20 protein-coding genes are annotated in these 20,698 nt (G+C 69.8%); 8 read left to right on the plus strand and 12 right to left on the minus strand.

Annotation, left to right across the window (positions count from 1 at the left end):
- Positions 1–11: 11 nt before the first annotated feature.
- The 10 genes from ligD to VKV57_10270 form a co-directional block, all read right to left on the minus strand.
- Entirely contained in the window at positions 12–2,768 is a 2,757-nt protein-coding gene (ligD, locus tag VKV57_10225) for a non-homologous end-joining DNA ligase (GenBank protein ID HLW60281.1), read from the minus strand.
- A 31-nt stretch (positions 2,769–2,799) separates the two neighbouring features.
- Entirely contained in the window at positions 2,800–3,570 is a 771-nt protein-coding gene (locus VKV57_10230) for a DUF72 domain-containing protein (protein HLW60282.1), read from the minus strand.
- Complete coding sequence (locus VKV57_10235; GenBank protein ID HLW60283.1) at positions 3,567–5,783, minus strand: TIM-barrel domain-containing protein; 2,217 nt, start codon at positions 5,781–5,783, stop codon at positions 3,567–3,569. Before VKV57_10235 ends, VKV57_10230 begins: the two co-directional genes overlap by 4 nt.
- A 24-nt stretch (positions 5,784–5,807) precedes the next feature.
- Complete coding sequence (locus tag VKV57_10240; protein ID HLW60284.1) at positions 5,808–6,668, minus strand: PfkB family carbohydrate kinase; 861 nt, start codon at positions 6,666–6,668, stop codon at positions 5,808–5,810.
- Positions 6,656–7,990, minus strand: a complete 1,335-nt coding sequence (locus tag VKV57_10245) for a fucose isomerase (protein ID HLW60285.1) — start codon at positions 7,988–7,990, stop codon at positions 6,656–6,658. The genes VKV57_10240 and VKV57_10245 overlap by 13 nt, the downstream gene beginning before the upstream one ends.
- Positions 7,991–8,006: 16 nt before the next feature.
- Positions 8,007–8,840 carry a carbohydrate ABC transporter permease gene (locus VKV57_10250; GenBank protein ID HLW60286.1) on the minus strand — a complete coding sequence of 278 codons (834 nt, stop codon included), beginning with the start codon at positions 8,838–8,840 and terminating at the stop codon, positions 8,007–8,009.
- Between the two features lies 1 nt (position 8,841).
- A complete protein-coding gene (locus VKV57_10255; protein HLW60287.1) occupies positions 8,842–9,795 on the minus strand; it encodes a sugar ABC transporter permease in 954 nt (317 codons plus the stop codon).
- 1 nt (position 9,796) lies between these two features.
- Complete coding sequence (locus VKV57_10260; protein ID HLW60288.1) at positions 9,797–11,065, minus strand: ABC transporter substrate-binding protein; 1,269 nt, start codon at positions 11,063–11,065, stop codon at positions 9,797–9,799.
- Between the two features lie 166 nt (positions 11,066–11,231).
- On the minus strand, positions 11,232–12,032 hold the full coding sequence (locus VKV57_10265; protein ID HLW60289.1) for an ABC transporter permease: 801 nt from the start codon (positions 12,030–12,032) through the stop codon (positions 11,232–11,234).
- The gene (locus VKV57_10270) at positions 12,029–12,787 is read right to left on the minus strand and encodes an ABC transporter ATP-binding protein (GenBank protein HLW60290.1); all 759 of its coding nucleotides are present in this window, start codon (positions 12,785–12,787) and stop codon (positions 12,029–12,031) included. Before VKV57_10270 ends, VKV57_10265 begins: the two co-directional genes overlap by 4 nt.
- Before the next feature lie 67 nt (positions 12,788–12,854).
- On the opposite strand from VKV57_10270, the gene VKV57_10275 reads away from it, so the two are divergent.
- The 6 genes from VKV57_10275 (at position 12,855) to VKV57_10300 (ending at position 18,279) form a co-directional block, all read left to right on the plus strand.
- On the plus strand, positions 12,855–13,883 hold the full coding sequence (locus VKV57_10275) for a TIGR03617 family F420-dependent LLM class oxidoreductase (protein HLW60291.1): 1,029 nt from the start codon (positions 12,855–12,857) through the stop codon (positions 13,881–13,883).
- 54 nt (positions 13,884–13,937) lie between these two features.
- Positions 13,938–14,882: a DMT family transporter gene (locus VKV57_10280; GenBank protein HLW60292.1), complete on the plus strand. Its 945-nt coding sequence runs from the start codon at positions 13,938–13,940 to the stop codon at positions 14,880–14,882.
- A gap of 32 nt (positions 14,883–14,914) precedes the next feature.
- A complete protein-coding gene (locus VKV57_10285; protein ID HLW60293.1) occupies positions 14,915–15,952 on the plus strand; it encodes an ABC transporter ATP-binding protein in 1,038 nt (345 codons plus the stop codon).
- A gap of 8 nt (positions 15,953–15,960) precedes the next feature.
- Positions 15,961–16,617: an ABC transporter permease gene (locus VKV57_10290; GenBank protein ID HLW60294.1), complete on the plus strand. Its 657-nt coding sequence runs from the start codon at positions 15,961–15,963 to the stop codon at positions 16,615–16,617.
- A gap of 10 nt (positions 16,618–16,627) precedes the next feature.
- On the plus strand, positions 16,628–17,293 hold the full coding sequence (locus VKV57_10295; protein HLW60295.1) for an ABC transporter permease: 666 nt from the start codon (positions 16,628–16,630) through the stop codon (positions 17,291–17,293).
- Positions 17,294–17,358: 65 nt separating this feature from the next.
- Positions 17,359–18,279 (plus strand): glycine betaine ABC transporter substrate-binding protein, encoded by a 921-nt coding sequence (locus VKV57_10300; GenBank protein ID HLW60296.1) that lies wholly within the window; start codon positions 17,359–17,361, stop codon positions 18,277–18,279.
- A 69-nt stretch (positions 18,280–18,348) separates the two neighbouring features.
- Here the strand turns inward: VKV57_10300 and VKV57_10305 are convergent, their stop codons facing one another.
- Both VKV57_10305 and VKV57_10310 read right to left on the minus strand, forming a co-directional pair.
- The gene (locus VKV57_10305) at positions 18,349–19,122 is read right to left on the minus strand and encodes a class I SAM-dependent methyltransferase (GenBank protein ID HLW60297.1); all 774 of its coding nucleotides are present in this window, start codon (positions 19,120–19,122) and stop codon (positions 18,349–18,351) included.
- Positions 19,123–19,148: 26 nt separating this feature from the next.
- Positions 19,149–19,769, minus strand: a complete 621-nt coding sequence (locus tag VKV57_10310) for an ABATE domain-containing protein (GenBank protein HLW60298.1) — start codon at positions 19,767–19,769, stop codon at positions 19,149–19,151.
- A 191-nt stretch (positions 19,770–19,960) separates the two neighbouring features.
- On the opposite strand from VKV57_10310, the gene VKV57_10315 reads away from it, so the two are divergent.
- Together VKV57_10315 and VKV57_10320 are read left to right on the plus strand one after the other, a co-directional pair.
- Complete coding sequence (locus tag VKV57_10315) at positions 19,961–20,410, plus strand: CBS domain-containing protein (GenBank protein ID HLW60299.1); 450 nt, start codon at positions 19,961–19,963, stop codon at positions 20,408–20,410.
- A gap of 34 nt (positions 20,411–20,444) precedes the next feature.
- Complete coding sequence (locus VKV57_10320) at positions 20,445–20,681, plus strand: hypothetical protein (GenBank protein ID HLW60300.1); 237 nt, start codon at positions 20,445–20,447, stop codon at positions 20,679–20,681.
- The last annotated feature ends 17 nt before the right edge of the window (positions 20,682–20,698 follow it).

Genomic DNA, 20,698 nt, shown 5'->3' on the forward strand with positions numbered 1-20,698 from the left:
GCAGTTCCCGGTCAAGAGGGCGTCTCCAGTCGCTGCGCCGCCTCCAGGATCCCCGCCCACAGGTCGCCCACGCGGTCCAGCCGGCCGAACACCGTCGAGATCGTCCATCGCAGCGGGTCGAACCCCGCCCGCAGCTCTTCCCAGGTCACCGGGACGCTCACCGTCGCCTGCGGGACCGGTCGAAGGCTGTAGAGACTGGCGAGCGTCTTGCCGCGGACGTTTTGATTGTAGTCCACGAAAACTTTGCCGACCCGCTGAGGGACCGCCCACGCCGTCGTCAGCGCCTCCGGGTGCCGCTGCACGAGCCACGCCGCCAGCGTCTTCGCGAACGCATGGGTCTGCGCATAGGTGTACTGCCGGACGATCGGGACGAACACGTGCAGGCCGGTCTTGCCCGAGGTCTTGGCGAATCCGCGAAGCCCGAGCCCCTCCAACGCCTCACCGAGCCAGAGCGCACCCTGCCGCGCCGCCTCAAACCCGTTGCGTGTGTAGTCCGGGTCGAACTCCCCGTGGCGCCGGGTCGGACGGGTACCCTCGGGAAACAAGAATGGATCGAGATCGAACACCACAAAATCCGGGAAGTTGAGCGTGCTCCCCTCGATCGCCCCCTCCGATCCCGAGAAGACCCGCGTGGGGCGATCCCGACGGCGTCCCGCCACCGGCGCCGTGCGTGAGAACCACGCGTGCATCTCGATGCAGCCCATCTGTCCCAGCCAGAGGAGCGTGGCCGCGTCATCGCAGACGACCATGCGCACGTCCCGCTCTCCCTGGCCGGACCAGACGCGCTCCGTGCGCACGAATCCAGGCGCATCGTGGACATCCTTTTGGAAGAAGTCGTTGCCGTCGATCCCATCCGGCCAGCGGCGGAGGGTGAGCGGCCGATCCCGAAGGTGCGGCAGCAGGTAGGGGGCGATCTTCCGATAGTACGCGATCACGTCGCCCTTCGTGAGCTTGAGCGCGGGAAAAAAGACCTTGTCCAAGTTGGTGAACGCCGCCGCGGGATCCGGGGGATCGACCCCGCGGGCCGACCGGCGCGCCCCCCGCGTTCGCCGCGGCGGCCGCGCCGCCGCCGACCTCGGGGCCACGTGCGTGGCCCGCGCCCCTTGGCGCGCTTCGGCAGGAAGCGGTGTGGCCTCGCCCGCCTGAGGGGCTCCCGCGGCGCGGGGCAAAAGGACCGTCCGGGGCGGAACGTCATCCCGCATCCCGCGGAACACGGGAAACCGGAGGAAACCGTCGGGGGTCCGCTCGGCGAATTCGACCTCGACCACCACTTCCGGCCGGACCCACGTGGCCGGCTGCGGCGTGGCCGGCACCGGAGCGAACGGAGAGGCCTTGACGACGAGCGGCCCCAGCCGGGCCCGCAGCAACCGGAGGTTCGCATCCGACAGTCCGCCTCCAGTCTGACCGATGTGCACGAGCGCCCCCGTCGCCGGATCGTACTGCCCCAGGATCAACGCGCCAAACGTCCCCCGCCGGTGCCCCTTTCCCCGCGTCATGCCGCCCACGACCGCGTCCAAGGTCCGCCGCACTTTGATCTTCTGCCAGTCCCGACTCCGGGTCCCCGACCGGTACGGGCTGCCGGCCCGCTTGGCCATGATCCCCTCGAGCCCGTGCTGCTGCGCCGCCGCGAAGAGCGTCAGGCCCTCGCCGTCAACCGCGTCGCTGCGGAGCATCCCGGCGGGCAGCGCGATCGCCTCCAGCACGCCGCGGCGCTCCGAGAGCGGGCGCGCTCGCAGATCGCGCCCGCGCCAGTACAGGCAGTCGAACACCACGTAGATCACCGGCACCCGGTCCGCGGCCCGCTTCACGTCGGCCTCCGCGGTCAGGTGCAACCGCTGCTGCAGCCGCGCAAAGCTCGGCTTCCCGCGCTCGTCGGGGGCGATGATCTCGCCGTCGAACACCGCGTCGTAGGCGAGCGCGGCGAGCGAGTCGGCGACCTCCGGAAACTGGGCGTTGACCCGGTTGAGGGTGCGGCTGTAGAGCGAGACCTCCTGGGTCGACCCGCGGCGGCGGACGAAGCCCAGGGCCCGGGCGCCGTCCCACTTCAGCTCGAAGAACCAACCCGGACGGGTAAACGGACGGTCGGCCGTCTCCGCGAGCATCGGAGGAAACGGCTCCGGAAACGGGTCCACGGCGCCCTCGTCCCCGCCCGGGGCCTTCTGTCCCTCCGCTGCCGCATCCCGGGCCGGACCGGTCGCCGCCGTCCAGCGGGCATCCTGGTCGGCGCGGACGGCTTCGATGGGGCGACCGGTCTTGACCGACCGCGTCCCCGACGGCGTGTACCCGGCGACGGCAAAGGCATCCTTCCCCTTGAACAGCAGCCAGTCGCGCCCGTTGTTCCGCTTCGTGCGGACGAAGTGGAACTCGCCGCGCAGTTTCTCCCCGGCGAGGGTCAGGGTGAGCTTCCCCCGGCGAAACGCCTCCGCCGGATCGCCCTCGACACACGTGTACGTCCCGCGATCCCAGAGCATGACCGTCCCGGCGCCGTAGTTTCCCGGGGGGATCACCCCCTCAAACCCCCCGTACTCCAGCGGATGATCCTCCACCAGCACCGCGAGGCGCTTGTCGGCGGGATCGAGCGACGGCCCTTTGGGGACGGCCCACGACCGAAGGACCCCCTCCATCTCCAGACGCAGATCCCAGTGGACGCTGCGGGCGTGGTGCTCCTGCACGACAAACCTGGGCGGCCCGCCCGCGGCACCGACCGCGCCCTGCGGCTCCGGGGTCTGCGAGAACGTGCGCTTTCGGCGGTAGTCTTCGAGGCCCACGGGCTAATCGTACCAAAACCGGAGCGCGGGGCTAGGGGGGACCCGGGCTGACAAGGTTCATCAGGGCGCGCGCATAGGCGACCGCTTCGGGACCGGTCTCGTGGGTGAAGTAGCAAAAGATCGGGCGGAGCTCGGCGGCCGCGCGGAGGTGCTCGGCCCACCCCTCCAACTGCACCGGGGTGTACTGCATCCGGTGCAGCCGATAGTAACCGAACGACGCGGTGTGCACGAGCGGCTCGCAGGACGCTTCGTCCTCGGCGATGCAGAGCGCCACGCGGTGGCGCCGCAGCAGATCGTAGGTGGCATCGGCATGCCAGGTGGCGTGGCGGAACTCGATCGCCACGTACGGCAGAGGGCGAAGGGTGGCGAGGAAGCTCTCCAAGAGGGGCAGGTCTTGGCGGAACGAAGGGGGCAGCTGGAAGAGCACCGGGCCGAGGCGATCGCCGAGCTCGGTCACCCGCTCGCAGAGCCACCGCACGTCATCGTCCACGTCGCGAAGCCGCTTGACGTGCGTGATTCGCCGGTGCGCCTTGATCGCGAACCGGAAGGAGGCCGGCGTCTGCCCCCGCCAATCCTCGAGCATCTTGCTCGTCGGCATGCGGTAGAATGACACGTTGATTTCCACGCTGGGGAGGTGCTCGGCGTAAAAACCGAGCATACGCTCCTGCCGCAGGTCAGCGGGGTAGAACCCCCCCTTCCACTCGGCGAAGGCGAACCCCGAAGTCCCGGCGAGGATCCGCGGACCCGGGCCGGGGATCTCGGCGATCGAAGGGGGCGGCGTGCCCGCCTCGTGCGGGCTCACTCCGCACCCCGAAAGAGCGCCTCGTCACCGCGGCGCGCGACCCGAATCGACCCCCACGCCGTGACGCGCACGTCCGGGGGCAGACCGCGAAGGCGGACCGTCCCATCGGCGGCGTCCACCGCCAGCGTGAGGCCGGGCAGTGCCATCGCCGACCTCGGACGGCCGAAGGCGAGGAGCTCCGCCGGACCATTCGATGTGAGCTCGGCGGTGTGCTGCGCCGCCGGTCCCAACGGCAGCAGGCATCCTTCCCGCCCGTACACGGGCATCCGGTCGAGCGCCGCGATGCCGTCGATCACCCGCGGGCCCACCACCCGGCTCTGGTCGGCGAGATCGTACCATCCTCCGGCGGGCAGGTATACCCGCACCCGGCCCCCCGGGCGCAGCACGGGGGCGACCAGGAGCGCGGGACCGAGCAGGTACTGCTCCTCGAATGCCGCGGCAGCGGGGTCGTCGGGAAATGCCAACGGCATCGCGCGCATGACGGGCAGCCCGCTCAGGTGCGCCTCCGCGGCGCAGGCCTCGAGGTAGGGCAGCAAGCGGTAGCGCCACTCCAGCCACCACCGGACGATGCGCTCGGCCTCTTCGCCGTAGTGCCACGGCTCGCGCGGCGTCGTCCCGTGGAACCGCGTGTGCGAGCACATCGCCCCGGCCTGCGCCCAGCGGATGTAGAGCTCGGGGTCCGGCTGCGGGCCGAAGAACCCGCCGACGTCGTGGCTGTAGAAGGCTCCACCGCTCATCCCCCAGGAGAGCGCGCCGCGCACGCTCGCGGCCAGCCCTTCCCAATCGGCCTGCGGGTCCCCCCCCCACTGCACAGGGTACCGCTGGCTCCCCGTCCACCCCGATCGCCCCCACACCACCGCCCCCGCGGCGGCGTACCGCTGCGTCGCCTCGTAGACGCAGCGGTTGAAGAGCAGGGGATAGACGTTGTGGAGGCGGGCACCGCGATCGCCGTTGTACGCGCAGGCGTCCTCGGGAATCTGCTCCCCGAAGTCCGTCTTCATCACGTCCACGCCGGCCGCGAACAACGGCCGGTGCGCGTCGCGGTACCAGGCGTAGGCGCCGGGGTGGGTGAAGTCCACGATCCCGCTCGGGGGCAATGGCGTGAGCAGCGTCCCAAACGGTGCCGGATCCCACTCGTACACGTACGGTGCATCCCCCGCGGTGCGCAGCAGAAATCCCCGCGCGGCGAGCTCCGCGAAGAGCGGGCTCCGCACCGAGACGTACGGGTACTCCCACAGGCACAGCCGGAAGCCGAGCGCCTTGAGGTCCCGGATGAACCCTGCAGGATCGGGATACCGGTCGGGATCCCACTCGAACCCAAACCGGGTCTCCACCCGCAGCCAGGCCCGCCCGTCCAGGACGAGCACGTCGCACGGGACCCGCCGCGCTCGAAGCGTGCGCGCGACCTCGAGGGCCTCGTCGGCGGTGCGGTAATACGCGCGAGACATCCACGCCCCGAAGCTCCAGCGGGGTGGGAGGGCCGGGCGCCCGGTAAGGTGCGTGAACCGCTCCAACAGCCCGGCCGGGGTGCGCGCGGCAAAGAGGAAGAGGTCGAGGGTGGGCTCCTCCACCTGCAGGATGTAGCTGCGGTGTGACCATGCGGGGTAGCCGACCCCATGCACCACGCGGGACGTCGTGTGGGCGTAGACCCCCCACCCTCTCGGGCTCCAGGCGAACGGAACGTTCTTATAGGAAGCCTCCGCGTTCACACCCCAGGCATCCTCGTTCCACGAGACCACCCGCTGGCCCCGCCGGTTCAACGGACCGTACTTCTCCCCCAACCCGTACACGGCCTCGCCGCTCTCCAGGCCCAGGGCCAAGAGCCACCCCGTCGAGTCGCGCACCCCAACGGGAGGGATCCGGGGCCCGCCCCGGATGTGGCCGTCCCCCGTCGACTCCAGCACGACCTCGCCGTCCAGGAACATCCGGATCCGCAGCGGGCGTGGGGCGATCTCGAGCGCCATCGACCCGGCGTCGATGCGGTAGGCGCCGCCGAGTTCGGTGCAGGTGGCCGCCCCCGGATCGGGAGGGGAGGCGAGCAGGCCGTAATCGGGGCCGACCGGCCCGCCCGCACGCAGGCGGAGGACGCCGGGCGCGTACGCGGCGATGTCCAGGGGGCCCGCCTCCGTCGTAAAGCGCACGCGGTCCGATGCGGCGGCCTCGAGGCGGACGGTCTCCAGCCGGCGGAACTCCTGAAACGGCTCGTACAGCATATCAGCCTCTGCCGCGCGCCGCGGTCACCCGCCCGACCCCAACAGCCGGACGACTTCTTCGCGGCGCGGCACCTCGGCGAGCGCGCACCGCTGCGCGGCGGCCGCGGATGCGAAGGTGAGCGCCGAGGCTTCGTCCATGCCCTCGCCCAGCCCGAGCGCGAACGCTCCGTGAAACACATCGCCCGCCCCGGTGGTATCCCGCGCCGATACCGCGAACGCCGGCACGCGGCCGCCCCGATGGGCCGCCCCCTCTTCCCCCAGCGTGACGGCTCCCCAGGCGTGGAGGTCGGCCAGTCGCCCCAACACCGCGTCCACGCCGCCGCTGACCTCGGCGAGCTCGCGGTCGGCGATCACGTGGGTCGCCCGCTCCGCCAAGCCCCAGGCGTCCGATGTCTCCCGGTCCAAGTCCAGCACGACCGGGAGCCGGCGCCGGCGCGCCGCCTCGGCGAGGCGGAGGGCGCCCTCGGGCCAGCGGGCGTCGATCATGACCGCCTGCGCCCCCTCGAGGACCTCGAGCGGCAGCCAGCCGGCATCGTCTGAGAATCCCCCGCCTGGATAGGGAAAGATGTGCCGCTCGCCGCCCGGACCGATCAACACTCCGCTCACCGGAGTGCGGGCCCCCGCGAGCACGCGGAGCCCGCGGGTGTCGACCCCCTCGGCGTCCAGCGCAGAGGCGACCCGCCGCCCGGCGTCATCGTCGCCGCATCGCCCGAGGAACACCGCCCGGCCGAGGAGGCGGGCCACGGCAACCGCGGCAACCGCAGCGGACCCCCCAAGCGCCTCCCGGAAGACGCTGACGGGAGTCCTGGCGTGCATCGGGGGAAAGCGATCCACCCAGAATCGGTAGTCCAGGCAGGCGTACCCGAGCGCGACTACGAGGGCCACTGCGCTCCCCTCGCCTCTGGAGCCAGGGGAAGCACCTGATACCCCAACCAATCGGAGAGTTCGAGCAGGGCTTCCTCGGCCTCCCCCATCCCCCACACAAAGTGGTGGGGGAGACGGTGGTTCAGGGCACTCGCCAGGAATCCGTGAGGAGACGTCGGCTCACCGCCCCACCTCAGGTCTCCCACCCACCCGGAGACGCCGTCGAACCCGCCGGGGCGGGCGCGAATTGTTCCGGCGAAGACGGCCGCCCGCTTCTCCTCGAGGAACCGGAGGCCGCTGACCGGCCCCGGCCTGAGGCGCATGTGGCGCACCGCGGGCAGTCCCCGGTTGAAGTGCATCTCGAGCCGGGTTTGGCTGGCCGCCCACGCCCGGGGCGCGTTGCCGCAGTGCCAGAACATCAGGCCGTCGCCGTCGACGTGCGACAAATCGAGCATCGCCGCGGGGCCACCGGTCACCGCGGCGACCGCCAGCATCGCCGCCAGCCCCCCGACGTCTCCCTCGCAGGCCAGGGGGTGACCCCGGTCCCCCAGCCAGGCAAAGGGCGCGCACGCCATCGTCCCCGCCGCCTCGGGCAGTTCGGGCCAGCAGCGCAGCGCGATCCCATCGTACCCCCGGCCCATCTCCTCGAGCGCGAGCGACAGTCGAATCGTCGGGTGAAGGGCCTCCGCGGGCACCGCCGAGGGCTCGGCGAGCTCGGCGAGGCGCGCGCTTACCGCTCCCTCTGGAATCCTCTCCAGGGCGGCAAAGACCGCCTCGAGCGGAGCCCGGTCGATCCGCACGTCCAGGTCGGGGACCCCCTCGAACCGGTAGAACCCCGGCGCCGTTCCGCCCACCCAGAGCAGCCGCCCGTGTCTGAGCGCGCCCCACCCCCGCGCGGCGCGCACCATCAGGTCGATCCGACGGTGCAGGCTCGGGTCCTCCGGTCGGCCGTAGAGCCACAAAAGCGGCGCCCGGCGTCCGACGCGCAGGCTCATGCTGAGCATCAGCCCGCAGAGCGCGTTTTGGGGGAGCGGGCCCGTGGCGGACACTTCGGGCAGGGCCCACAGGCCGACCGGCACCGGCAGTTCGAGGAAGGGTGCTACGACGTCCCCCGTCGCGAACGTGACGTGGAGGACGAGCAGGGCATCGACCTCGGCCGCCTGGGCCTCGGCCGCTCTGGCGCGGGCCCCCTCGGCGTCGGACACCGGCTGCGCCGCGTACGCAAGGTCGACCTCGAGGCGAACGGCCAGTTCGGCAAGCGCACGCTGGCTCGCTTCCCACAATCCCATCTGCGCGCCCCGGAACAGGGGACGGACGATCGGCACGAATCCCAGACGGAGCATCGGCGCCTCCCCGGGTCTAGCCTTTTACGGCTCCGGCGGTGAGCCCGCGGATCACCAACCGCTGCCCCGCCAGAATCACGGTGACGATCGGGACGGTAGCGAGGAGCACGGCCGCGGAGATGACCCCCCAGGGAAAGGCGAATTCGCCCCGAAAGAGCGAGATCCCCACCGTGATCGTGCGCATATCGGTGCTGCTGGTGAGGGTCAGCGCCACGAGAAACTCGTTCCAGGTGTTCACGAAGACGATGATCCCGGCGGTGACCACCCCCGGGGCGGCCAGCGGCGCGATGATCCGCCAAAGCGCCCCCACCCGGCTGCAGCCGTCGATCGAGGCCGCCTCCTCAAGGTCTCGGGGGATCTCCCGGAAGAACGCGGTGAGGATGAAGATGGCAACGGGGAGCGACCAGGTGATGTAGGGCCCGATCAGACCCCCGTAGGTGTTCAGCAGGCCCAGCCCGCGCACGAGGACATACAGCGGGACGATCACCGTGATCAGGGGAATCATGGCCACCGCCAGGATCGACAGCAGCAGGACCCGGCTGCCGGGAAAGCGGAGGCGGGCGAAGGCATACGACGCGAAGGTGGCCAGGAACAGGCAGAGCACGGTCGAGGACAGGGAGACGATGCAGCTGTTCAGCAGGAACCGGCCGAACGGGTTTCCGCTGAAAACGTGGACGTAGTTGGCCAACGTCGGCCGGTGGGGAAGGTAGGTCACCGGGAACTGGTACAGCTCCCGCTCGGTCTTGAGCGAGGTGAGGAGGGTCCAGACGTACGGGCCCAGCGAGAAGGCCACCACCAGGGCGACCAGGATCGTCAGCCCCGCGCCCGCGAGCCTCCGCCGCCCCGCCATATCAGTCCCGCGGTGCCAGCGCCCGCGAGTAGATCCCGGCACACCCCAGGGCCAGCAGGAGGAGGATCACCGACAGCGCGGCGCCGTAGCCGAAGTTGAGGAATTGGAAGGTGTTCTCGTAGATGTAGAACGCAAAGGTTTCGGTCGCGCTGCCGGGTCCGCCCCCGGTCATCGGAAAGATGATGTCGAATGCCTGGAGCGCGCCGAGGGTCCGGAGCACCAGCGAGACCATCACCGCACCCCGGAGCAGCGGCAGGGTCACGGTGAAGAACGCCCGGATCGGCGAGGCCCCGTCCAGGCTCGAGGCCTCGTACAACTCGTCGGGGATGCCCTGCAGCCCGGCGAGGAGGATCAGCGCCATGTACGACGCCGCCCCCCACGACGCGGCCGTGGCGACCGCGACGAAGGCGAGGGACGGGACCCCCAGCCAGATGATCGGGCGGGCGATCAGCCCAGCGCGGCGCAGCAGATCGTTGATCACCCCGGCGGAATCGTTGAACAACCACCGCCACACCTGGCCGGCGAGGGCCGGGGCCAGCGTCCAGGGCAGCAGCGTCGCCGCCCGCACGAACCCCTTGGCGCGCACGGTGCGGTTGACGACGAGCGCGATCCCCAGTCCGAGCGCGAACTGGGCGGCGACCGTGACCGCGACGTACGCCAGCGTGACGCGGATGGCGTGCCAAGCATCCGGATCCTGTGCGGCCCGGGCAAAGTTCCCAAGGCCCACGAACGGGAACCCGGCCTGCGGCTGATCGAGCCGGAGCCGGTGCAGGCTCGTCCAGAAGGCATCGATGATCGGGTAGAAGGCGAAGATCCCCAAGAACAGCAGGCACGGGAGCAGCAGCACCACCGCCAGCTCGGTCTCGGTGAGCTGGCCGGTCCGCCACCGGCCCATCACCCACGCGGCGCCCCCCGCCCGGGCACCGGCAGGCCCTCCCCCGAGCCGCTCCGCCACCCTATTGGGTCAGGAGCGAACGCAGCTCGCGGGCCATCTGCCGGATCGCGTCGTCGCCGGACGTCTGACTGGTCAGCGCGGCCTGCAGGTTCGACTGGATGATCGCGGACATCCGCGGGTAGTCGGGGATCCGCGGGCGGGGACTCGCCCCCAGGACGGCCCGGAGCATATCCAAGGACTGCGGGGCGTGCGCTTTCACCTCCGGGTCGCGAAACGTGTCCGTGCGGGTCGGGACGGTGCTGAGCTGCAGCGCCATACTCTTCTCGGCGATCCCGCCGGTCATGAACTCGACGAAGCGCCAGGCGGCCTCTTTGTTGCGGGAGAAGTTGCTGATCGCGAGCTGCCATCCCCCCAGGGTCGAGGCGCTGCGGCCGGCGGGGCCCTTGGGCAGCGGCGCGATGCCGACGAGCCCCGCGACCTTTGACCCGCTGCTCTGGAACAGGTCGTAGGCATAGGTCCAATTCCGGAGGAAGACCGCCCGGCCGTCCTGAAATGCGACCCGCGTGTCGTCGGTGGTCATCGTGGCCACCCCGGGCGGCGTGACGTGGTCCTTGCGCACCAGATCGAGGATGAAGTTCATCGCCGCGGAGCCCCTCGCGCTGTCCACGACCACCTTCCCGGTGGGATCCAGCACGTCCCCGCCGTGACTCCAGAGGACCTCGAAAAAGAAATCCGCCAAGGCCTCGATCTTCGCGCCCTGAAAGAGGAAGCCCGCCAGCTGCGGGTTGTGCTCGCCCGCGGTGACTTTTTGCGCGGTGGCGACCATCTCGTCCCACGACGCCGGGATCTTCGCCCCGTACTTGGCCAGAAGATCCTTCCGATAGTAGAGGAGGCCGGCGTCGGTGTACCACGGCACGCCGTAGATTTTCCCTCCGATGGTGTTGGCGCGGATCGCCCCCGGGAGAAACCCCTCGCGCGCCGCCGACGTGAACCACCGGTCCAGGGGCGCAAGCCAGCCGGCCGCCACCATCGGCGCGGGCCAGATGACGTCGATTGAGATCACGTCCACCGATGGGTCTTTCGCCGCGAACAGCGTCACGTACCGGTTGTACTGCTCGCCCGAAGTCCCGGGCAGCACCTGCAGCTCGACCTTGATGCCAGGGTTCTGGCGCTCAAACTCGGCCACCAGGGCGCGGTACACGTCCGACACGGCGGGGCCGCCCGTGGCCAGGGTGGACCAGGTGATGGTCACCGGACCCTGCGCCTGGACGGGGATCACCGCCATCAGCATGGCCGCGGTCGCCAAGGCCGCCAGTATGCGTGCGCTCATCGTTGGCCCCCTTCTGTTCCGACGTTCCCCTCCCTATTCGACGGCACGCCGCGGTCCCCCCGGCCGCCCACGGTGAAGCCGCTTCGGTCGGCGGCGGGTCGGGCCGGCGATCGCGGAGGGAAGGCAGGGTCGGCACTCCCTCCGGGTCAACGATCCCCACGGCTCCCTACCCTTCGAACCGGAGCAGCAGCCCGCGCTCCCGCGCCACGTGCAGCACGAAGGCAAACACCGCCCCCGCCGCGACGAGCAGGACGGCGTTCTCGCCGAGCGCCCACGCCGCCCGGGCCCAACTGATCCCGCCGCCGCTCAGCACCACCCGCATTCCCTCGAAGGCGTGGGTGGTCGGCAGGACCAGGGCGATGGGCCGGAGGAGGGCGGGCAGAACGGCCACGGGATAGAACACCGCCGAGAACGGCTGAAAGAGAAAGGGAATGGCCCAGGCGAGCGTCTCGGCCCCCTGACCGAACCGCAGGATCATCGCGGTGGTAATGACGCCAATGCCCCAGGCGGAAAGGAGGAGGTTGAGCACAAACGGGATCAGCGCCAGGCCGTACTGGAAGATGTTGAAGGTGTACAGGACGAGGGCAAGGACGGAGAGGAGCAGCCCCGTGACGATCACCTTCATCACCCCGAGCAGCAGCATCGCCAAGATGAACTCCAGCGTGCTGATCGGGCTGACGAACACGTTGATCAGATTTCTCGTCCAGATGTCTTCCAGGAAGGAGACCGAGATCGCCTGCTGCGCGCGGAAGAAGATGTCCCAAAGGATCATCCCGCCGAGCAGGAAGGCGATGGCGAGCGCCCCGCCGCCGCGCAGCCGGCCGATGTAGAGGCTGACGAATCCCCAGACCAGCAGATCCATCACCGGCCAGTAGACGATTTCCAGCATGCGGATCATACTGCGCCGGTAGAGGTACAGCTGCCGAAGGAGCAGGGCGGCGACGCGCTCGGCGCTCAGCCCGCTCACGGCGCCACGCCGCCTCGGGCCACGTCCAGAAACATCTCCTCCAGGGTGGTCCGGGCGAACCGCCGCAGCACCTCCCCCGGCGGACCGTCCGCGATCAACCGCCCGCGGTTGAGAAACAGGATCCGATCGCTCAGCCGCTCCACCTCCTGCATGTTGTGCGAGGTGTAGAATAGCGTCATCCGGCGCTCGGCGCAGATCCGGCGCAGGCTGTCCCGGACGCGTTCGGCGCTGTCGGGATCGAGGCTGGCCGTCGGCTCATCGAGGAAGAGGACCTCGGGGTCGTTGAGCAGCGCCTTCACGAGTCCCAGGCGCGTTCCCTCGCCCGAGGAGAGGCGCCCCGTGGCGCGCGCGCGCATTTCGGCGAGCCCGAACCGATCGAGCAGCCCCTCGATTCGCCGGCGGGCGTCGCGCACCCCGTACAATCGCGCGAACACCGTGAGGTTCTCGCTCACCGTCAGGTTCCCCGGAAGCGCGACGTAGGGCGACGTGAAGTTGACGCGCGCGAGAATCCGCCGCCGCTCCTGCGGCATCGGCAGCCCCAACACCTGCACCTGACCCGAGGTGGGCAGCAGGAGGCCGAGCAGCATCGCAAGCGTCGTCGTCTTCCCCGCCCCGTTGGGACCCAGGAACCCCACGATCTCGCCGGGGTCGACGCGGAACGAAAGATCTTCGACAACACCGACCGACGCGTACCGCTTCGTGAGATGCCGGACTGCGATCGCCGCGGCGGCGGAAGATCCGCGTGACTCCAGCATGGCGCCATTATACACTCTTGGCTGGAGCGGACTTCTTCACCGAATCATCGGGCAGGGACGGTGGCTCGTGGTTCACCCACTCGCGCTGGACGCGGCTCTCGCCATGGACGACGTCACCGGGATCACCGCCGCGGCCCGGGCGGCGGAGGACGCGGGGTTCGCCGCGCTGTGGACCAACGAGACGAAGCACAACCCGTTCCTCCAGCTGACCCTGGCGGCCAGCGCGACCACGCGTCCGCTGCTGGGCACCGGCGTCGCCATCGCGTTTGCCCGCAGCCCCACGGTGACGGCGCACCTCGCCTGGGACCTGGCCGCGCTCTCCGGGGGTCGCTTCATCCTCGGCCTGGGCACACAGGTCCGGGCGCATATCCAGCGGCGGTTCGGTGAGCCGTGGGATCCCCCGGTGCCGAAGCTCCGGGAGTATCTGGAGGCGGTGCGGGCGGTCTGGCGCTCGTGGCAGGACCAGGTCCCGCTGCGGACGGAGGGCCGGTTCTACCGGTTGAGCCTCATGACCCCGTTCTTCAACCCGGGACCGATCCCGCATCCGGAGATCCCGATCTACATCGCGGGGGTCAATCCGCTGCTCTGCCGGTTGAGCGGGGAAACCGCGCAAGGATTCCACGTCCATCCGTTTCACACGGTGCCGTATCTGCAGTCGGTGGTGCTGCCGAATATTGCCCGCGGCCGCCAGGCCCGGTCCGCCCCCCACGGGGCGGTCCAGCTCTACGCCCCCGTCTTCGTCGCGCCGGGCGAGACCCCCGAGGAGGTGCGGGAGGCCGCGGAGCGTGCCCGCGGGGAGATCGCCTTCTACGCCTCCACGCCGTCGTACCGGATCGTGCTGCACACCCACGGCTGGGACGACGTCGCCGCGCGCCTCCAGCAGCTCGCGGCGCAGCGACGCTGGACCGAACTCGCCGGCCAGGTCCCCGAGGCGATGCTCGACGCCGTGCTCATTCGCGGCTCGTGGGAGGAGATCGGACACCAGCTCCGGGGCCGCTATACGGGAGTGCTGGACCGGGTAGCCTGCTACCGGCCCTTCACCGTCGCCGAGCTCCCCGGGTGGCGGCGGCTCGCCGCGGCGTTTCACGCCCGCTGATGGCGTCGGTTCCGGGGGCGGTGCGGTGAGGCACTCCCGCACGCCGGTGCGTCGATGAGGTCCCGGCCCCTGCTGAGGGGGCAGGTGTACGCGCTCGCGGCGATGGCAATCTGGAGCACGAACTTCATGATCGGCCGGCTGCTGCGGGACGCGGTCACGCCGGGGACGATCGCCGCGGTCCGCGCCCTGGTGGCCGGGGTCCCGCTGGCGGCGTGGCTGCTGGCGACCCAGGGACGTCCCCGGCCCGGACGTCCGGTGATCGGGCGCCTGATCATCCTCGGCTTCCTCGGGATCTTCATGAGCCAGTACCTGACCTACCTCGGGCTTCACTGGAGCCTGGCCACGAACGCCATCATTCTCAACGCGGCCAGCCCGATCGTCACCGCGAGTCTGGCTATCGCCGCCGGGCTCTTCGTCTTCTCGCGCCTTCTGTTCGTGGGGCTGGTGATCTCGACGCTCGGGGCGGCACTGGTCACGTGGCTCGGGGCGTCGGCCGGAGCCGGGGCGCGGTTGGACCCCGGCGCGCTGTTCATCATCGCCAGCATGGTCAGCTGGGGATTCTACAACCTGGGGGTGCAGCGGCTGAGCGACGACCTGCCCCCGCTGTGGATCACCGCGGGGGCGATGCTCGCGGGTTTTCCGTTTCTCCTCGGGGCGATCGCCGTGGAGCACCCGCCGCACCTCGCCGCGTCGGTGCGCGCCCACCTGCCCATTTTGATCTACCTGGCGATCGGCCCGTCGGCGATCGCCTACGCCAGCTGGAACGCGGCGGTCCGAGATCTCGGGGCCGGCTACGCGATGATGTTCAATAATCTGCTGCCGATTTTCGGGATGGCCCTCGGCAGCCTGGTGCTTCACGAGGCGGTGACCATCGTGCAGTTCCTCGCCTCTGGGCTGATCATCGCCGGCATCGTGATCTCCTACCGCGCGCTCCCCATCCGGTCGATCCCGGACCGCGCTGACCCGTCGGCGCCCGCCACCACCGGGCGCCGAGGATGAGATCGACGATCCCCCGCGTATACTCTGACGACATGTCCACCATCACTTTTCAGGCAGTGACGAAGCGGTACCCGGGCGCGGAGCGGGCGGCCGTCGACTCGGTGACGTTCGAGATCCCGGAGGGCACCGTCTGCATGCTCCTGGGGGCCTCCGGCTCGGGGAAAACGACGCTGCTGCGCATGGTCAACCGCCTGATCGAACCATCTTCCGGCACGATCCATGTCGACGGGCGCAACATCCTTGCGGAGAACCCGATTGCCCTGCGGCGCCGGATCGGCTACGTCATCCAGCAGGTCGGCTTGTTTCCGCACATGACCGTCGCGGAAAACGTCCGCATCACCGCGGAGATCGCCGGGTGGTCCCGGGAGCGGATGGCCGGCCGGGTGGACGAACTTCTTCACCTCGTCGGCCTCAACCCCCCCGAATACCGCACCAGGTTTCCCCGCCACCTCTCCGGAGGCGAGCAGCAGCGGGTGGGGTTGGCCCGAGCCCTGGCGACCGACCCGGGGATCCTGCTGATGGATGAGCCCTTCGGGGCCCTGGATGCGATCACCCGGACGCGGATGCAGGAGGAGTTGCGCCACATCCAGCGCGGCGTGCGCAAGACGATCCTCTTCGTGACCCACGACGTCGAGGAGGCGTTCCGGCTCGGCGAGCAGATCGCCGTGATGGCGGAGGGACGGCTCGTGCAGTTGGGGACGCCGATCGAGCTCCTGGCCCGCCCCGCCAACGACTTCGTGCGCCGCCTCGTCGGCGCGGACAGCATTCTGCGCCAACTACAGTACCTGCCGGTGACCATGGCCCTCGAATCCGGCGGGGATCCGCCATCCGGGGCCCCCGAACTCGAGGGGGAGCGCTTCCCCGCCGACGCGACCCTGCTTCAGGCGCTGCTCGCGCTGCTCAAGACCGAGGCGGCGGCGATCAGCATCTACGATGGCCGGGCCGGCCGGCGGCTCGGGCGCGTGACCTTGTCGAGCATCACCCGCGAGATCGCCCGGGCCCGGATCGATGCCGCCTCCCCCGGGACACCGCCCGCGGCGACGCCGCGACGCTTCGGCGCGTCCGCCTGAGCCCGACGATGCACTTTCTGCTCGATCCGCACAGCTACGATCCGACCGACACCGGGAGCATCCCGACCCTCCTGATCCAGCACCTGGTCATCGTGGGCATGAGCATGGGGATCGCCATGGTGATCGCGCTGCCGTTGGGGGTGCTGATCGCCCGCCGCCGGCGGCTATATCTGCCGGTGATCACCATCGCCGGGTTTCTCTATACCATCCCCGGACTGGCCCTGCTCGCCTTCCTCGTCCCCCTCACCGGCCTCACGACGACGACGATCATCGTCCCGCTCGTGCTCTACGCGCAACTGGTCTTGATCCGCAACACCGTCACCGCGGTGAACAGCGTCGATCCCGTCCTGCTGGAGATCGGGCGGGCCATGGGGATGAACCGGGCGCAGGTGTTCTGGCGAATCACGCTGCCCCTCGCCTTGCCGATCGTGGTGGCGGGCATCCGCGTGGCCACGGTGACCACGATCGGCATCGCCTCGCTCGCCGCCCTCGTCGGAGCCGGCGGTCTGGGCGACATCATCTTCTCCAGCATCCAGAACACCAACTACGACCAGGTGCTCGGCGGAGGTCTCGTGATCGGCGCGGTCGCCGTGCTGGCCGACCTGGCCCTGCTCGGCCTGCAGACCGCCCTCAACCGGGGGCGGGGGCCGATCGCGACGGCCTGAGGAGGGGTTCATGGCACAGCGCCTGCTCGCGTTCGTCGCCGCTCCCGAGAACGGCTTCCTCGCTCACACCCTCGCCTATCTCGAGCTCTGCACCGTCGCCGTCGTGCTCGCGACGCTGATCGGCGTGACGCTCGGCGTCGCCGTGGCCCGCCGCCCCCTGCTGGCGTTCCTCGCGGTCAACCTGAGCGGCCTGATGCGGGCCGTGCCGGTCATCGTCTTCCTGACGCTCGCGCTTCCGTACTTGGGGCTGGGCTTTGCCCCGGCGCTTGTCGCGCTCACCGTTCTCGGGATCCCGCCGATTCTCCTCAACACCTACACCGGCATCCGCGGGATCGATCCGGTGATCGTCGATGCGGCGCGCGGGGTGGGGATGACCCCGGGACAGATCGTCGCACGGATTCAGACCCCCCTCGTCCTCCCGGTGCTCGCGGCGGGGGTGCGAACGGCCGCGGTCCAGGTCGTCGCCACGGCGACGCTCGCCGCGATCATCGGCGCCGGCGGATACGGCGACTACATTCTGGCGGGGCTCTACCAGGTGGACATGGTCCAGATCCTGGCCGGCGCAATCCCGGTTGCCGTCCTGGCGCTCATGTTAGAATTGGGCCTGGGGTGGGTGCAGTACGCGGCCACCCCCGCGGGCCTGCGCGCGCTCTCAGGCGCAGACGTCACACCCTGAAAGGAGTCGGGAGGCAGTCCGCAGCAGCGCGGTGCTCAGATCACAGCCAGAGGGGGTAATCGGCAATGCGCACACGAGAAGAGCTCTCCTGGGTGAAATTCGTCTCCCTATGCGTCGTCAGCCTCATGATCGTCCTGGCGGCGGGGGGGATCGGCTCCGGGGCCAGCCCCGCCGGCAACGGCAAGATCCACCTCACGGTCGGCGGCAAGCTCGACACCGAAGCCCAGCTGCTCACCAAAATCTACGTCCTGCTCCTCCGACACACCGGCTTCACGGTCACGGAGAAGGCGCGGCTGGGAACAAACGATATCGTGCACAACGCCCTCGTCAGCGGGCAGATCGACCTCTACCCCGAGTTCACCGCCACAGGCCTCGCCCGGTTGAAGCTCAAGACGACCCGCGATGCCGACAAGGACTACCAGCTGGTGAAAGCGGGGTACGAGAAGCAGTTCCACGTCACCTGGCTCGACAAAGCTCCGCTCGACGACACCTACGGAGTCTGCACCACACAGAAGAAAGCCGACGAGCTGCACGTGACGAAGATCTCGCAGCTCGCCCCCGTGGCCCCGAAGGCCACCGTGGCCACGCCACCCGACGGGACCAGCGACCCGAACGTCCTCCCGGGCATGAAGCCGACCTACGGCTTCACGTTCGGCCAGGTTGAGGTGCTGCAGGAACCGCTGACGTTCGAGGCGGTGATGCGCGGCAAGGCCGACTTCAACATCTGCTACACCACGATCGCCTTGATTGCGAAGGACCATTTCGTCCTCCTCGCCGACGACAAGAACCTCTTCCCCATTTACCTCCCGGCCCCCATCGTACGCGACGACGCACTCGCCAAGGCCCCGGACATCGCCGCGGCGTTGAATCGGGTCGCCCCCAAGCTGACCACCGAGGTCAGCCAGCAGCTCCAGCTGCAGGTGGTGAACGGGAAGTCAGTGACGGAAGTCGCGACGGGATGGCTGAAAGGCCAGGGGTTACTGTAACGCGGTAAAACGCCAGAAGCATCGACCGCGGCCTTCTCCGGCGGATGCGCCGGGAGAAGGCCGCGGTGTTTACGGCGGACTGCCCGCCGCCCGGCCCCGGTATCCACCGAAGATCGCGTGCCCGGCGCGCATCCAGAAGCAATCCACCACCGAAAACCCCGCGCCGCGAAGCCAGTCGAGTTGGTCGATCAGGCGCGAAGGCTGATCGACCGGATCGGGGGTGTCGAGGCGGTAGTTGTTCCATCCGCCCACCGTGAAGCGTTCGAACGCGCGCTGGCCGCCGGGTCTCCCGGCGCTCTGATCGCGCACCGCCCCATCCCACTGGGCGGCGAACAGTCCCGCGGCTCGCGGCCCAGCCGCTTCCACCAGGTCCGCGATGAGCAGAGCGCCCCCGCCCTCAAGGCGCGCCGCCAGGTCGGTGAACAGTGCCCGCTTGCCCTCCGCGGAGAGATGGTGGACGACCAGCGCGGACACCACGCACCGAAGTGGTTGAGGCAGCGTTCGCCGCCAGTCCGCGCGCGCCAGTTCGAAGTGACGGATCTCCACGCGCGGAGCGAAGGGAGCGAGGCGAACGCGCGCCCGTTCGCGCATCGCCGCGGAGCCGTCGAGAGCCAGATAGCGGCACCGTGGAAACCGCTCGAGCACCCACGACGCGAGCGTCCCGTCGCCGGCACCCAATTCGGCCACGGTGAACTCCTCGTCCGGGCCGGCGGGGATCAGGTCGCGAATCGTCGCCAACTGCTCGCCGCGGGAGGGCACGATCACTTCCTCGAGTTCGGCGAAGTGTTCAGAGTCCGCCTCGGTCCATCTTGCGGGGTCGTTGCGCTCGCCGGCGGCGCCCATGCCTCTCTCCTCTGCGCGAGCCCCGCCTACCCGCCCGCCTTCTTCCGCGCGTAATACCGTCGCGCTTTCGCGCGGTTGCCGCACCCCCGCATGTCGCACCAGCGCCGGCTGTGGTTGCGGCTGGTATCGAAGAACAGCCAGTCGCAGTTCTCTCCCCCGCACCGCCTCACGCGACTCATCTCATCCGACACCAGCACCTCGGCGGCGGAGCGCACGACCGGCCACACCACCCGGTCGAGCGCGTCATCGGCCTGCCACTCCCACGCGTAGGCCTCCGCCCGCGGGGAGACCTGCAGATGAGCGAAGGCGCGGGCGAGGGCCGCGTTCAATCCCGCGAGGTCGGCCCGATCGGGGGCCCGCCGCTCGGTGCCGGCCGCGAAGATCCGGTAGATCGTCTCCCGCAGCGCCACGGCGTCCGCGAGGGCTTTGGCGGCGTCGGCGGGTCGACGCAGCGCGGCCTGGGTGAGGCGCCGCGCGTCCTGATCGGTCAGCACGCCCGCCTGCCTGCCCCACGCCACCACATCCCGGTAGCCCAAGAGACGCTCCGACGGACGGGCGCGAGAGCCGTTCAGCGTATTGGCAAAGTCCAGACACAGGCGGCCCCCCATGAACTCGAACTGAGTTTCCCGGCCGGCTTCCCCTTCCATCGGCGCCCCCCGGTGCGACCCCCTCCGGGGCCGCGTCCTCTCGCGGTCTATAACCATCAAAAATTGCTTGACAGGTTATAACCGCTTGTGTATCATTATGACTAGCAAATGCAGTATAGCAGGTTAGATGCGATCGCGCAAGCGGCCGGCCAGAAGCGCTCCGCGGCGGCCAGCTCCAGGAGGTGAGTGCAGTGACGGTAGATCTGAACACCGCATACGCCAGGGATTCGATGGTCACGGAGGTGCCGCTGATCACCCCCAAAACGACGGTGGCGACGGCGCTCAAGCTGCTGCGCGAACACGGGGTCCCCGCCCTTCCGGTGATGATGGGAGAAGGACTGATCGGCCTCGTCGACGAGAAGTCCCTGCTGCGCTACACGCCATCAGAGGCCACGACCCTCGATGTCTACGAGCTGCGTGAGATCCTGGACAGAATGACGGTGGGGCGCCTGGCCGTCCCGTCGAAGGTCACCGTCCGGCCGGATGATCCACTCGATCAGGCGGCGACGCTGATGGTGCGCGGGGACCTCGACGTGCTCCCCGTGGTGAGCAACGGGTCTTTCGTCGGGCTGCTCACCTGGAACGGGCTTCTGGCCGCGATGATCGGCGACACGGCGGCAACCGCCGGCCCGGCGGCGTAGGCGCAGGTTCGACCCGAAACACGGAGGGATTGCCATGTGGTGGAGCGTCGAAACGTTTCAAGTCCTCGCTCAGGACCGGATCTTTGAGCACCTGCGCGTGGCGGCCAACGATCGCCGGGCCCGCGAGTTCGCTCCCCGAAAAGCCCGGGGCGAGACGGACGGTACCCAGCGGGGTGCCTCGGCGGGGCGTGGTTTCTTCACCGCCGTCCGCGCGCTGCTGATGAGGAGAGCCGCTGAACCGCGACGAATGACTTCGGGTCCCTGCGCGTAGCCGACGGCCGCGGTCGA

Source organism: bacterium, assembly GCA_035307765.1.
Taxonomy (GTDB): domain Bacteria; phylum Sysuimicrobiota; class Sysuimicrobiia; order Sysuimicrobiales; family Segetimicrobiaceae; genus Segetimicrobium.

Excerpts from the sequence above, each read along its gene's own strand:
- VKV57_10290 (HLW60294.1), top strand. The coding sequence starts at position 15,961 with ATGCACTTTCTGCTCGATCCGCACAGCTACGATCCGACCGACACCGGG.
- VKV57_10285 (HLW60293.1), top strand. The coding sequence starts at position 14,915 with ATGTCCACCATCACTTTTCAGGCAGTGACGAAGCGGTACCCGGGCGCG.
- VKV57_10320 (HLW60300.1), top strand. The coding sequence starts at position 20,445 with ATGTGGTGGAGCGTCGAAACGTTTCAAGTCCTCGCTCAGGACCGGATC.
- VKV57_10300 (HLW60296.1), top strand. The coding sequence starts at position 17,359 with ATGCGCACACGAGAAGAGCTCTCCTGGGTGAAATTCGTCTCCCTATGC.
- VKV57_10245 (HLW60285.1), bottom strand. The coding sequence starts at position 7,990 with ATGCTCCGTCTGGGATTCGTGCCGATCGTCCGTCCCCTGTTCCGGGGC.
- VKV57_10260 (HLW60288.1), bottom strand. The coding sequence starts at position 11,065 with ATGAGCGCACGCATACTGGCGGCCTTGGCGACCGCGGCCATGCTGATG.
- VKV57_10305 (HLW60297.1), bottom strand. The coding sequence starts at position 19,122 with ATGGGCGCCGCCGGCGAGCGCAACGACCCCGCAAGATGGACCGAGGCG.
- VKV57_10280 (HLW60292.1), top strand. The coding sequence starts at position 13,938 with ATGAGGTCCCGGCCCCTGCTGAGGGGGCAGGTGTACGCGCTCGCGGCG.
- VKV57_10270 (HLW60290.1), bottom strand. The coding sequence starts at position 12,787 with ATGCTGGAGTCACGCGGATCTTCCGCCGCCGCGGCGATCGCAGTCCGG.
- VKV57_10250 (HLW60286.1), bottom strand. The coding sequence starts at position 8,840 with ATGGCGGGGCGGCGGAGGCTCGCGGGCGCGGGGCTGACGATCCTGGTC.
- VKV57_10310 (HLW60298.1), bottom strand. The coding sequence starts at position 19,769 with ATGGAAGGGGAAGCCGGCCGGGAAACTCAGTTCGAGTTCATGGGGGGC.
- VKV57_10295 (HLW60295.1), top strand. The coding sequence starts at position 16,628 with ATGGCACAGCGCCTGCTCGCGTTCGTCGCCGCTCCCGAGAACGGCTTC.
- VKV57_10235 (HLW60283.1), bottom strand. The coding sequence starts at position 5,783 with ATGCTGTACGAGCCGTTTCAGGAGTTCCGCCGGCTGGAGACCGTCCGC.